The organism is Acidiphilium sp. (genome assembly GCF_049977125.1).
In the GTDB taxonomy this organism is placed as follows: domain Bacteria; phylum Pseudomonadota; class Alphaproteobacteria; order Acetobacterales; family Acetobacteraceae; genus Acidiphilium.
This window is the reverse complement of record NZ_JBMFGY010000089.1, coordinates 1-12,633: the sequence shown is the minus strand read 5'-3', so window position 1 is coordinate 12,633 and position 12,633 is coordinate 1. Positions and strand designations below refer to the sequence as shown.

Genomic DNA, 12,633 nt, shown 5'->3' with positions numbered 1-12,633 from the left:
CAGAAATTTCATGACCTAGTCCCAGATGAAGTTGCCGACGCCACCACTTTCGCCTCGATCGCCCCCAGCCACTTCTTTACCCGCGCCGCGTTCACCCCGAAATCCGACTGTCCGTAAATCGAGTGCGAATATAAGATCAAGTCACTCCCGCCTGCAGGATCGGGTCGCACTGCCAGTTCGATCACATCGGGGAAATTCGCGGTCGGTGTGCGCGCTACCCAGGCCGCCTGCAAATCAGCGGGGTAATGGTCCAACGAAAACACTCTCGCCTCATTCGCCGCGACCTGTCCGACAATCGCAAACAAGGCGGCGGGGGCCACGTGGTAACGCGGCGTGATCAAATCCGGTGTCGGTTTAAACCCTGCTGGTGCGGCCAACGCTTTGTTCGGTGATTTGGGCAGGACCAGATGGTTGAAGTCAACCAATCCTGGTGGCGTTACCCCCTGCGCACCCATCTTGCCGCATGCCGGAAAAACCAGGCTCAGCAATAGCGGCAACACTCCCACACCCATCACCGTAACTCCTGGTTCGAACGTAAACGAAGCCTGATCACGCCGTGAACGGCGTCCGGCGCAATCACCTTGCCCTTATGCAAGATGTCGATCCTGCCCGTCTGTGCAAGATGTACCGCGGCCCGTCGAACCTCCGGCAGGTGCCGACGCCACGCCTCGCTTTCAGCTGATTGCCCGCCGCCCGATCGTGTGACCATTGCCCGCGCGACTTCGGTCGGACAGATTGATTTCACCGGTCCCACCGCACTTACCAAATCCATAATCGCGGCTGACGCTGCCGCATCGCCCGACCCGTTCATCATCATAAAATTGTTTGTCATGGCCAACTCGTCTGACCCGAATTGGCTCCCCGGGCAAATCGTGCGCGCCAGCGCTCGACGGTCTCAGCCGTCAACCAACAAAGGAGCCAGACCGCGTCGTAAAAACCATTCCCCTGAAATCGGCTGACGATTTGCAGCGAACAACTATTGACGCCACGACTACCGTAGTTTTGCCGGCCACCGCGACCGGGTTCGCCGGTGTGATCGGATGACCCCTGGCTCAGCCGAAAAGAACGGAGGGGGCGACGCGCCAAGCGCATGAGGTCATTACGCCAGATACCGGGCGGTCAGATGGGCTTCGAAATCGGCCGGATCGAGCGGCTTACCGGTCGCCTGACGCAAAAGGTCGTTGAAACCATAACGCGCACCATGGCGATGCACATTGCTTCGCAGCCACGTGAGCAGCGGCATGAAGTCCCCTTGGCTGAGGCTGGCATCCATCGATGGAATCGCGCGACGCGCCGCTGCCATCAGTTGTGCCGCTGCCATTGCGCCCAGCGTGTACGAAGGAAAATAACCGAACAAACCACAATACCAATGGATATCCTGCAGGCAGCCACGTGCATCGTCCGGTGGGGTGACCGCCAGCAAGTGATGCAAGCCGTCGTTCCAGGCGCCGGGCAGTTCAGAGACCGCGAGGTCGCCAGCGATCATTGCCGCCTCCAGCCTGTAGCGCAAAATGACATGTGCAGGGTAGGTCATTTCATCCGCCTCAACCCGGATGAAGCTGCGTTGGACGTGGCGCAGTCGGGCGGCGAGGCGAACGGGTGAAAACGCGTTGGCATCCTGGCCGAAGGCTTCGGCCAACACCGGACCAAGATAGTTCAAATAGGCTTCAGAGCGAGCGGCCTGCATTTCGATGATCAACGATTGGCTTTCGTGGGCGGCCATACCGGCGGCATGGCCCAACGGCTGGCGCGCATGTTCACGCGGCAACCCAGCCTCGTAGAGTGCATGGCCGGTTTCGTGCAGCACTCCCATCAATGCCGCTGCGAAGTCGTTTTCATCGTAGCGAGTCGTGATTCGGATGTCGGTCGGGGTGCCGCCGCAGAACGGATGGGTCGAGCGGTCGAGCCGCGCGCCCGAGAACTCCAGCCCGACACCGGCCGCGAGTTTGCGACAGAGCGCCTCCTGTGCGCTCTCGCCAAACGGCGCCGTACCAGGCAGACGATGTGGACGCTTGGCCTGTAGTTCCTCGACCGCTGGGAGGGCCGTATGCAGAAACGTTTCGTATCGGGCGAAGACCGGGGTGATTTCCGCCGCTGCAATACCAGGCTGATAGCCATCGATCAGCGCATCGTAAGGATCGAGGCCCGACGCCGCTGCCAATGCCGCTGCCTTTTCGCGGATCAGCGCGAGCAGTTCGGCAAGGGGCTTTGCCACCATGGCAAAATCGGACGCTGATCGCGCCGCGCGCCAGATTTTCTCACAATTTGATGCCTGGCGGGTCAGTGCCTCGACCAGATCGCCGGGCAACGCCGTCGCCTGTCGATGGGCACGGTGCATGAGATCGAGATTACGCTGCGCCGCCACCGATGCGGGTGGTGACGCCGCGACGGCGGCGAGATCATCGGCGACCGCAGGTTCAGTTAACATGGAGTGGACAACGCCGGACAACGTCGCCAACTGGTCGGCACGCGCTGCCGCCCCGCCATCGGGCATCACTGTCGCCTCGTCCCAACTGAGCATCGCCATCGCCTCTTCGACAGTCGCCATTCTGGCAAAACGGTCAGTCAGCCGCTGATAGGCGTTGGTATCGGTATTGCTTATGATATGGTTCACGCAGGCTCCTTCAAACGCTTACGCGCATAGAATATGAATTCGATTGCCACGACTAGGGCAAGCCCAAACCAAGTGAGCGCATATTGCTGCGAGTTGTTCGGCGGTTGTGGCAGGCTTGCCGCCGGCACTGGCCCGCCGGCGATCGGTTGAGGTCCGAGCATGATCAGCGTGAACGGCGCGACCCGGTGCAGCCCAAGGGCGGCGCCAATCTTGGTCGGGTTGAGCGTGTAGAAGATCTTTTTATCGGTATTGCTCTTCGCTGCAAACGGGCCGAAACTTTGCGCCGCTTGGACGTAACCAGATACGACGGCAGGCCCAGCGGGCACCGGTGCCGGCTCAGGTGCGGTCCCCGCAACCCAACCGAGATCGACCATGACGACCGTTCCGTCATCGCGAGCAAACGGCATGATTAGCTGCGCCCCTTGGAGGGGGCCGGCCGGCGAGTTGCGAATTTGATCGCCGTAAAATGCCGCACGATCGGAGATCCAATGCCCGGTAATCGCCACTTTTTGATAAGCCGTCGGGTTTGCCGGCAACGCGATTGGTGGAAGCACCTGTGCCGCAACCACCTCGCGTTGGATTCTATCCTTGTAGTGCCAACGGTGGACCTGCCACACCCCGAGGGTGAGAAGCAGGCAGATCATCACCGCACTAAACGCACCTATCCCAATGAGGCGACGCCAGCGAGGGCGCGGCGGCTGCCGATCGGTCATCGCTTGAGCCATTGCTCAGGCGACGGTAATCGCACTGCGGCCGAAATAATAGATGCAAACGAACAGGAACAACCACACGACATCAACGAAATGCCAATACCAAGCAGCGGCCTCGAAGCCGAAATGGCGCTTGACGCTGAATTGGCCTTTGAGAGCACGGAAAAAGTTCACTGCTAGGAACGTCGTACCCACGATAACGTGAAAGCCATGAAATCCGGTTGCGATAAAGAAGACGGAAGGGAAGATACCGCCGTGATAGAAATTGAACGGGGAATGAGTGTATTCATAACCTTGCCCACACAGAAATGTGATTCCGAGCAAGACCGTCACGCCGAGTCCAAGAATCATATTACGACGATCATTTTCGAGTAGAGCGTGATGCGACCAAGTGATGGTCGTCCCGGAAAGCAGGAGAACCATAGTGTTAAATAGAGGCACCGCAAACGGGTCAATCGTTGTGATGTGCTGGGGCGGCCATACAGGTGCGTGGGCATAGCCCATATGGGTCGGGTAAAAGAAAAAATTGAAATAAGCCCAGAAGAACGAGACAAAGAACATCACTTCGGAACTGATGAACAGCGCCATACCGTAGCGCATACCGATTTGGGTCACGAGCTTGTGCAAACCCGGTGTGCGGCTTTCGCGCACCACATCGCGCCACCAGACAAACATGGTGCTGACGGCGCCGAGAGTGCCAGCGATCAGAAACCAATAATCATTATAATGAGCAACAAAAATAATGCCGGTTGCGATCAATATCGCCGAAATCGCGCCGGTGACTGGCCAGATGCTTGGCTCGACCATGTGGTATGGGTGAGGCACCGTTCCGGCGATCTGGCCTTCGGCCGTGTGTAGTTCACCGCTCATGTCACCGTACTCCCCAATAGCGAATTATCAGTTGCAGTGCAGTTCCGGCCGATTGTCGCAAAGTCACCACATATGACCGGCATGATAGAGTTTGACGACCGCGATTGCGTAAATCAAAAGACATAAACCTATCATGGCGCCAAACAGAGCCCAGTTGCGACTGCGCCGACGACGGTCAAATTCCGCCCGCTGTTCCGCCGTCCATTTTGTCTCGGCCAGGATCACCGGCGCACGATCGACCTCGGTCATATGAAATGATCCACGACGAGGGCTCCGAAAATCATGAATAGATAGAGGATTGAATATTTGAAAGCGGCCTTCGCCGGGGCATCGCGCGTCAGGCTTACGCCTTTACTATCCTGTGCGTCACGCATCACGCCGATCGAATACCACACAAATATGAGACTTAACGTTAGTGCGCTGGCACCATAAAAAGGTCCTGCTTCATGCAAAATATAGGGAAGCAACGAGACCGGGACCAGCCATAGCGTATAGCGCATGACTGCAAGACGAGTCACTTTAGCGCCCGCCACCACTGGCAGCATCGGAACGCCTGCCTTTTCATAATCGGCCGAGGCGAAGAGCGACAATGCCCAGAAATGCGGCGGCGTCCAGATGAAGATGATTGCAAACAGCACGATTGGCATCAAGGCCAAATGTCCCGTCACCGCAACCCAGCCGATGATCGGCGGAAACGCACCCGCCGCACCACCAATCACAATATTTTGTGGTGTACGACGCTTTAACCACATCGTGTAGATAAACACGTAGAATGCGATGGAGAGAGCGAGGATCGCCGCGGCGAGAAGGTTTGTTGCGAGCGACATCAATAAAACAGACAGAACCGAAAGCCCGACGCCGAAACCGAGCGCTCCTTGCGGAGAAATCCGCCCGGACGGTACCGGACGCTTGGCGGTACGGCGCATAATTGCGTCAATGTCGCGATCATACCACATATTGATCGCGCCGGCCGCTCCCGCCGCCATCGCGATACAGAGGATTGCCGTGAAAGCGAGTACCGGATTGAGCGGACCAGGAGCCACCAACAACCCAGCAATTCCAGTATAAACAACGAGATAGATAACACGCGGTTTGAGCAAGGCAAGCCAATCGGCGGTGGTAGCACCCAGGAATGCATGCTCCAACATGGCGGGTTCAGCGACCGATGTGGCCGTGCCGATATGGATAGAATCGCTAGTTCGCAGTACAGTATCACTCATTCAAACAATCCGATTGTTGGCTGTCCACTCAGCGGATTACCGGGATATCTTCAAACGTATGGTGCGGTGCCGGAGAAGGAACGGTCCATTCAAGCGTTGTCGCTCCCTCACCCCAGTAGTTAGCGGCCAAAGACTGCTTACCGGTGAAAATTTTGAACAGAACAACAAAAAACACAAGAGTGCTGGCGCCGGAGATGACCGCACCAACCGAAGAGACAAAGTTCCATCCGGCAAATGCGGTAGGATAATCGGGGTAGCGCCGCGGCATGCCGGCGAGGCCAAGGAAATGCTGCGGGAAAAACGTGAGATTTACACCGATGAAAAACAGCCAGAAATGTAGCTTTCCCAACGATTCGGGATATTGCTGCCCATACATTTTGCCGATCCAGAAATAGAACCCCGCAAAAACAGCAAATACAGACCCCATCGAGAGCACATAATGAAAATGTGCGATCACGAAATAGGTATTGTGAAGCTCAGTATCCAAACCGGCATTGGCAAGCACAACACCTGTTGCGCCACCTACAACAAACATGAAAATGAAGCCGATCGCCCACAGCATCGGTGTCTTCAACTCGACGGAACCGCCCCACATGGTCGCGATCCAGGAAAACACCTTGACCCCTGTAGGCACAGCAATCACCAAGGTTGCGGCCTCGAAATAGACTTTGCTGTCCATCGAGATACCGGACACAAACATGTGGTGCGCCCAGACCACGAAACCAACGAAACCGATCGCCACCATAGCGTAAACCATTCCCAGATAGCCAAAGATGGGCTTTTTCGAGAAGGTAGATACGACATGGCTGACAATGCCGAACGCTGGCAATATCATGATATAAACTTCAGGATGCCCGAAGAACCAGAACAAATGCTGAAACAACACCGGATCCCCGCCGCCGGCTGGTTCAAAGAACGAAGTGCCGAAGTTGCGATCCATGATCAACATGGTGATCGCACCGGCCAGCACCGGGATGGCGAGCAGTAGCAAAAAGGCAGTTACGAGGATCGACCAGACGAACAACGGCATTTTGTGCATGCTCATGCCGGGGGCACGCATGTTTAAGATGGTGGCAATAAAATTTATTGCACCCAAAAGAGAAGATATGCCCGCAAGGTGAAGCGAAAACAGTGTGAAATCAACTGCTGGCCCTGGCTGATACGTAATGTCCGACAAAGGAGGATAGAGCGTCCATCCGATCCCGGAGCCAGCACCGACTAGGAGGCCTAGGTTGACGAAAATGAATCCCATAAACAAGAACCAAAAACTCATGTTGTTGAGTCGAGGAAATGCCATGTCGGGCGCGCCGATCATCATTGGCACCATCCAGTTCCCGAAGCCCCCAATCAACGCCGGCATCACGAGAAAAAAGATCATCAGCAAACCATGCGCCGTGACGATCGCGTTCCAGGTCTGGCCATTGGTGATCAGTGTATTATTGGGTTCAGCAAGCTGCGCCCGCATAATCATTGACAGCACGCCGCCCTCGATCCCGGCGATGATCGCCCAAGTAATATAGAGGGTGCCGATGTCTTTGTGGTTCGTGCTCATCAGCCAGCGACGAACGAAACCTGGCTGACGATGGGTGATGTGGCTATCGTGGAGAGCGGTCGCTGACATGGTCATAGACTCCTGATGATGGCCGACGAGCCGTTAGTGTATTGCAGCCGGCGGCGTCGCACTGGCGAGCGCGACGCCCGAGTTGGACAGATCAGCCGCCTTGGCGGCTGCGGCCTCTGCCATCACCTCATATTTATGCACGGACGGGACATCACCCTGTGCCGCATCGGCCTTGGCTTCAGTCAACCAAGCCTGAAATTGCGCCATCGGTAATGCAACGATTTCAATCGGCATATCGTCGTGATTCATACCACATATTTGGTTACACTCGCCGTAATAGATGCCCGGCGCGTCAATTTTCGTCCATTGATGCCAGTATTGTCCAGGAATTGCGTAGCGTTGTACGCCTAGAGAAGGAATAAAGAACGAATGCAGCACGTCACCGCTAGTAATTTGGAACACAATTTTCCGATTTGCCGGCACGACCAACGGGTGATCGACTGACAGTTGCTTGATTTGACCAGGCTTTAACTGATTCGGCGGAACAGCATAGGAAGTAAAATCGACTCCCTTCACACCTAGATAATCGTATTCCCAATACCACTGGTGCCCGATGACCCGGACAGTCATATAGGGGTTTTTATAATCCGACTGTTGAAAAATCATATTGAGTGATGGGACAAAAATAATGATCAGCAGCAGTGCCGGCACCAGAGTCCAAATTACTTCAATTAAGGTATTATGGGTCGTGGTCGAGGGAATTGGGTTCCGCTTCGCGTTGAAGCGGACGATGATGTAACCAAGCAAGCCGGCGACCAAAAGGACCACGCCGAGCATGATCCACAACACGAATTTCATCATCCAGTCGATACTCTTCTGGATCGGGCTGGCGGCCGGTTGAAACCACATCTCCCAGTTCGTCGGCGCATGGATCGGAAATCCCGCGCTATTCTTCGGGAATTCCGCGGCGATCGCGGGTTGGACAACCGCAGCTGCGGTCACCAAACCAAGAGCTAGGAGCCAATATCGGGTCGATCGCTTCATCAATATCGCCAATTCCGTTGCTGCAAGCCGTTCAAGACGACTGCGTTGGTTCATTTATGGATTCAGTTTCCTTAATGCTTCGTGACGATGACAAAATCGTCATTCGCATTCATAGTAGGTGATATAACACACCATGTCGTTGATCAAGGCACCCTCACCAGACGTGATGCATCACCGTTCGACACGCGGCGGATTGATCATCGAGACTAGGCGAAACAAGCCAAACGGACGCATTCGCCTCGCGGTCAGTCCGGCCGCATCTTCAGGCGCGATCAGACGATCGATCGCAAAATCCGGATGCCAGCCCAACGCGCGTGACGCGGGTGCCATCGCCCGCTCGACCCAGGAAACTGGCCCGGATTCGGAAGCGAAATGGTTGACGAATAGGATAGTGCCACCTGGACGCACGACGCGGCGCAATTCGGCGGCGAGTTTTATAGGATGCGGAACCACTGAGGCGACAAACATCGCCACCGCGATATCGAAGCGTCCCGTTTCGAAACCGGTATCCTCAGCATCGAGCTCAAGCAACTGATCGACATTTGCAAGTGCCTGCTGACGCACCCGGCTTCGGGCTCGGTCAAGCATTTCGGCCGACAGATCAATGCCCGTGATACGCTTATCGCTTTGATAAAGTGGCAGAGCCAGGCCGGTACCAACACCAACCTCCAGAACAGCAACCCCCGGCGCGCGGTTGACCGCAGCGACCGCCTCGGCGCGAGCGGACGCTGAAACCGCACCGAAGACATAATCATAAATACCCGCCCAGCGCCGATAGGCAGCGCGCACCGCATCGGCGTCCAGGCTGGCGGACCCGGCCATTGATTCAGCCGGTACCGTTTTAAAGACTTCGCTCATAAACGCACTATGCTCCCGTCAGTCTCAGAACCCGGCACGACTGATCAGGCCCCAGCGCGCGCAGAAGGACGCCTCACAAATTCGTGGACGTACCCCTGTTGTGAGCGATGCGCGCCCCGCACGCAAGTAGGGCAGACGAACATCCAGCCGCCGTCAGGCGCCCCCTTCTCGCCGATCACGCACACGAACATAGGCGATCTCGGCATGGGCAGCACAGTAGGGCTTATTGGGCAACGCCTCGTCGCTGCAGAAACGGAAGCTTGGCGTTCCCGGCTCCCCGATCGGCCAGCAGCAGGACGGTACCCGTGGCGTCGGATGAGCCGGCGCTGCCATCGCCGCCACCAAAGAGGGGCGGGTTGGAGTCGAAACCGGGGTTAAGCTGCGCGCCACGATCTTCGGAAGCGCAACGCTCGCCGTGGCCATCGACGGCAAAGTAGGGCCAGATACCCGGCGCGGCGCTGATTCACGGGAAAGCGTGGCTACGGCACCATCCCGGCGGATCGGTGACGGTCGGGCTGGGAGCTCAAGCCGATGCGCCTTGCCGACCACCGAGTTTTTCGAGACGCTTAGCCGTCGACCGATCTCAGCGGTAGATAGTCCCTCATCCCATAAGGTTCGGAGCCGGATGATCGTGTCGTCTGTCCATTCCATGTCGCATTCCTCATGGTTGCCACAAGATAGAGTATATCGTCAGCCGATCGCACTCAATATATTGTGGTACCAGACGATGCAGATTTCTGTGGAAAACTTCGATTTTTTTCCAAATCCGGATCCTGGCTATTTGATCGCCTCGCCAGAAAAGCTACCCCAAAAATCCACACGGCGCAGCCAACCATGCCGACCGTCCACCATGACGGCGCACCACGGGGCATTGGCCTGACAGGTGCGGATCACACCGATAACACCCTTGTCCAGATATGCGACCGGTGTACCGGTCGCGGTCGGCGTGGCACGCAACGTATGGCGCGCGCCGATCACGATGAAGCTCCGGGTCAGATGCAGCAGCGCCTCATGTACCCATCCGGTACCGCCGTCCGGAGTTACGACGTGTCGCCACACATTGAACTCGCCGATGATCTCAACCGGCAAATTGTATCGATGATAGACCCAAACAATTGGATACTGAAAACCGGGACCAGCGCGCAGATAGATCTGATTGGATCGAAAGCTTTCGAACCGCGGCACCGGCCAGCCCGTAGCGCTACCTCTGGCCGGGCCCGGACCTGGACCCGGATCAGGCGCGCGCCACGCTACCAGAACAAGTCCCAGCATGAGGAGAGATGTGCGCCGCCACCGGCGCAACCATCTCACGCTGCGTGCTGCGTCGAACAACCAAAACAACCCGGATCGCGCGGCACTGTGATCATGCGAAACCGCATATCCAAAGCATCCCACAGCAGTAAGCGTCCGGCAAGGCTGATTCCGATTCCCAAAATCTCTTTCATCGCCTCGGTCGCCTGCAATGCACCCATCACCCCGGTAACTGGTCCCAGTACGCCTGCCTCAGCGCAAGTCGGAACCATGCCAGCGGCGGGCGCCTCTGGATAAAGACAGCGGTAACACGGCAAAGACACATCTTGATGCGGCTTGAACGTGGCAATCTGCCCTTCAAACCGCAGTACCGCTGCTGAGATCAGGGTCTTACGCCCCTGCACACAGGCATCCGCTACAATGAAGCGCGTCGCGAAATTATCTGTTCCGTCGAGGACGATATCATATGAAGCCACTAGTTCATCAATTGTGTTGGCATCGACCTGCACCGCGATTGGCACGATCGTGATGTCGGGATTGATCGCACGCATCGCGGCCGCCGCGCTGGCCGCCTTAGAAGTGCCGATTCCGGCCATCCTATGGGCAATCTGGCGCTGCAAATTAGACAACTCGAGCACGTCGTGATCGGCGATGCCGATTCGCCCTACTCCCGCCGCAGCCAGATACAGCGCTGCTGGACTGCCCAGCCCTCCAGCCCCGATGATCAGCACAGACGCCCCGCGGAGCTTCGCCTGGCCGGTACCTCCAATCTCGCGGAGCAAGATGTGGCGCGAGTAGCGAACAATCTCGGAGTCTGAGAAATCCATCGTCATGCAACTCGAATTGCATTCCCCGCCCGTTCGATCAAGAGGCACGGATCACGTCTGTCAACGTGGTGTAGAATGGTAGTGGGATATGGTGGCCTTGGATCATTCTGCTGCGGTAGCGATCTGGGGTGGGAAGATTTCGGTGGCTGGCAGTGTAAGATCTGTTCATGGCCTCGGTTTGCATATTGGGGTGGCCCCCATTGGTTGGACAGTTTTTGGACTGACTTAAGAGAGAGTCGCGCCGGTTAAGTTCTTTATCGCTAAGCCGCCAGACGGCCGGTGCCTCTCCCTATCACTTTTCCTTCAAAAACTGAATCCTTTCCTGGCTGTTGTGGGCCCTGTGGGGATGTGTGCAACGCCCTTGCGTTGTGCACATATCCACAGGGCAGCGTCGCTTCGTAAATTTCGGCCGGGGTCTGATACCCAAGCCCTTGGTGTTTGCGCTCGTTGTTGTAGAACCGCATCCACGAACCGATCCCGAACCTTGCCTCGACGACCGAGGCATAAGCCTTGGTGAAGGTGAGTGGCGCGGGGCGTTGCAGCCCCGCGCTCTCTCAGAACCGGACGTGAACCTCTCGATTCATCCGGCTCCCATCATCCAGCCGCTGGTCCAAGGGTCCAGTGGGCGAACATGGCCGGGTTGCGCCGCTTGAGCGAACGCAGCCAATCCCATGCCGCCAACGTGTGTCCCCGGAACCGCTTGTATTTGCGAGACACCCACCGCACGATGAAAGCATCGATCGTGCGAAGTTCCTCGCGAAGCTTCGAGGGGTAAAATCGCCCATAGTAGCGCACCCATCCGGAGAGGAAGGGGCGCGTCCATCTGGCGATTTCGTCCAGCTCAAGATCACTGCGCAGATGCATTCGCCACCGCCGCACCTCCAGCCGTATCCTTTTGGCAGCCTTATCGCTGACCGCGGGGATGAAGCTGACAAAGCGCTTTTGGTTTCGGCCAATCGCCGATCTCGACCGAAATGTGTAGCCGAGAAAGTCGAATGATCGTTCCGGGTATTCCCCGGGGCGATTGGCATCCTTGCAGTAGACGATCTTGGTCTTCTCCGGGTGCAGCCGTAGCCGACACGCCGCAAACCTCTGTTCCAGCGCCTGACGTAGCTCAAGCGCCTGGGCTTCGCTCGCGCAGTGGCAGATCGCGTCGTCAGCGTAGCGTTCGAACGGGATGGTCGGGTATTCTCGTTGCATCCAGAGATCGAACGCATAGTGGAGAAAGAGATTCGCCAGCACGGGACTAACAACAGCCCCCTGCGGGGTTCCGCTCTCACGGGCAACCAGGTTCCCATCCGGCATACGCACAGGCGCTCGCAGCCACCGTTCAAGGTAGAGCAGAACCCATGGGCAGTCCGTGTGCCGCCGCACCGCTCGCATCAAGAGCCCTCCGTGCCAATGACGATGAGACACGAACCCCCTGGGAAATTACACTTGAGGGTGAGAAAGGTTTACATCGATCATGCCCATGGTTTCCCCATCTCCCATTGAGGTTGTGTCCGGTGCCGGCATGGACGGCGGCCGGAGGCCGACGGTCGTGCCGGCACCGGACACAACCTCGCCGGAATTATCGGCGCGGCGGAACGTGTCAACGACAATGAGACACCCGGGTTTGGCAATTAGCATTACAGTTGCATTTTAGATTTTAAGTGTGCCTGTTGAGCGATTGCTTGAT

14 protein-coding genes and 1 pseudogene are annotated in these 12,633 nt (G+C 57.0%); all 15 read right to left on the bottom strand.

Features of this window, described 5'->3' with window-relative positions; genetic code table 11:
• Window positions 1-8: 8 nt before the first annotated feature.
• On the bottom strand, window positions 9-512 hold the full coding sequence (locus ACP5E6_RS12750; RefSeq protein WP_427954616.1) for a DUF1499 domain-containing protein: 504 nt from the start codon (window positions 510-512) through the stop codon (window positions 9-11).
• On the bottom strand, window positions 512-811 hold the full coding sequence (locus tag ACP5E6_RS12745; protein WP_427954617.1) for a DUF3253 domain-containing protein: 300 nt from the start codon (window positions 809-811) through the stop codon (window positions 512-514). The genes ACP5E6_RS12750 and ACP5E6_RS12745 overlap by 1 nt, the downstream gene beginning before the upstream one ends.
• A gap of 288 nt (window positions 812-1,099) precedes the next feature.
• Window positions 1,100-2,614: a carboxypeptidase M32 gene (locus ACP5E6_RS12740; RefSeq protein WP_427954615.1), complete on the bottom strand. Its 1,515-nt coding sequence runs from the start codon at window positions 2,612-2,614 to the stop codon at window positions 1,100-1,102.
• On the bottom strand, window positions 2,611-3,327 hold the full coding sequence (locus tag ACP5E6_RS12735; protein ID WP_427954614.1) for an SURF1 family protein: 717 nt from the start codon (window positions 3,325-3,327) through the stop codon (window positions 2,611-2,613). The genes ACP5E6_RS12740 and ACP5E6_RS12735 overlap by 4 nt, the downstream gene beginning before the upstream one ends.
• 15 nt (window positions 3,328-3,342) lie before the next feature.
• Window positions 3,343-4,194 (bottom strand): cytochrome c oxidase subunit 3, encoded by an 852-nt coding sequence (locus tag ACP5E6_RS12730; RefSeq protein ID WP_427954613.1) that lies wholly within the window; start codon window positions 4,192-4,194, stop codon window positions 3,343-3,345.
• A gap of 63 nt (window positions 4,195-4,257) precedes the next feature.
• Window positions 4,258-4,443 (bottom strand): hypothetical protein, encoded by a 186-nt coding sequence (locus ACP5E6_RS12725; RefSeq protein ID WP_427954612.1) that lies wholly within the window; start codon window positions 4,441-4,443, stop codon window positions 4,258-4,260.
• Window positions 4,440-5,414, bottom strand: coding sequence for a heme o synthase (locus ACP5E6_RS12720; RefSeq protein WP_427954611.1), 975 nt, complete (start codon window positions 5,412-5,414; stop codon window positions 4,440-4,442). Before ACP5E6_RS12720 ends, ACP5E6_RS12725 begins: the two co-directional genes overlap by 4 nt.
• A 28-nt stretch (window positions 5,415-5,442) precedes the next feature.
• A complete protein-coding gene (gene ctaD, locus ACP5E6_RS12715; protein ID WP_427954610.1) occupies window positions 5,443-7,035 on the bottom strand; it encodes a cytochrome c oxidase subunit I in 1,593 nt (530 codons plus the stop codon).
• A 33-nt stretch (window positions 7,036-7,068) separates the two neighbouring features.
• The gene (gene coxB, locus ACP5E6_RS12710) at window positions 7,069-8,073 is read right to left on the bottom strand and encodes a cytochrome c oxidase subunit II (RefSeq protein ID WP_427954609.1); all 1,005 of its coding nucleotides are present in this window, start codon (window positions 8,071-8,073) and stop codon (window positions 7,069-7,071) included.
• Window positions 8,074-8,190: 117 nt separating this feature from the next.
• Entirely contained in the window at window positions 8,191-8,877 is a 687-nt protein-coding gene (locus ACP5E6_RS12705; RefSeq protein WP_427954608.1) for a class I SAM-dependent methyltransferase, read from the bottom strand.
• A 153-nt stretch (window positions 8,878-9,030) separates the two neighbouring features.
• Complete coding sequence (locus ACP5E6_RS12700) at window positions 9,031-9,528, bottom strand: GcrA family cell cycle regulator (protein ID WP_427954607.1); 498 nt, start codon at window positions 9,526-9,528, stop codon at window positions 9,031-9,033.
• A gap of 126 nt (window positions 9,529-9,654) precedes the next feature.
• Window positions 9,655-10,062 carry an SH3 domain-containing protein gene (locus ACP5E6_RS12695; protein WP_427954606.1) on the bottom strand — a complete coding sequence of 136 codons (408 nt, stop codon included), beginning with the start codon at window positions 10,060-10,062 and terminating at the stop codon, window positions 9,655-9,657.
• Window positions 10,063-10,184: 122 nt separating this feature from the next.
• Window positions 10,185-10,961: a HesA/MoeB/ThiF family protein gene (locus ACP5E6_RS12690; protein WP_427954605.1), complete on the bottom strand. Its 777-nt coding sequence runs from the start codon at window positions 10,959-10,961 to the stop codon at window positions 10,185-10,187.
• A gap of 392 nt (window positions 10,962-11,353) precedes the next feature.
• Window positions 11,354-11,461, bottom strand: a pseudogene (locus ACP5E6_RS12685) (integrase core domain-containing protein); the annotation flags it as partial.
• Window positions 11,462-11,549: 88 nt separating this feature from the next.
• Complete coding sequence (locus ACP5E6_RS12680) at window positions 11,550-12,338, bottom strand: reverse transcriptase domain-containing protein (RefSeq protein WP_427954604.1); 789 nt, start codon at window positions 12,336-12,338, stop codon at window positions 11,550-11,552.
• Window positions 12,339-12,633: the final 295 nt, after the last annotated feature.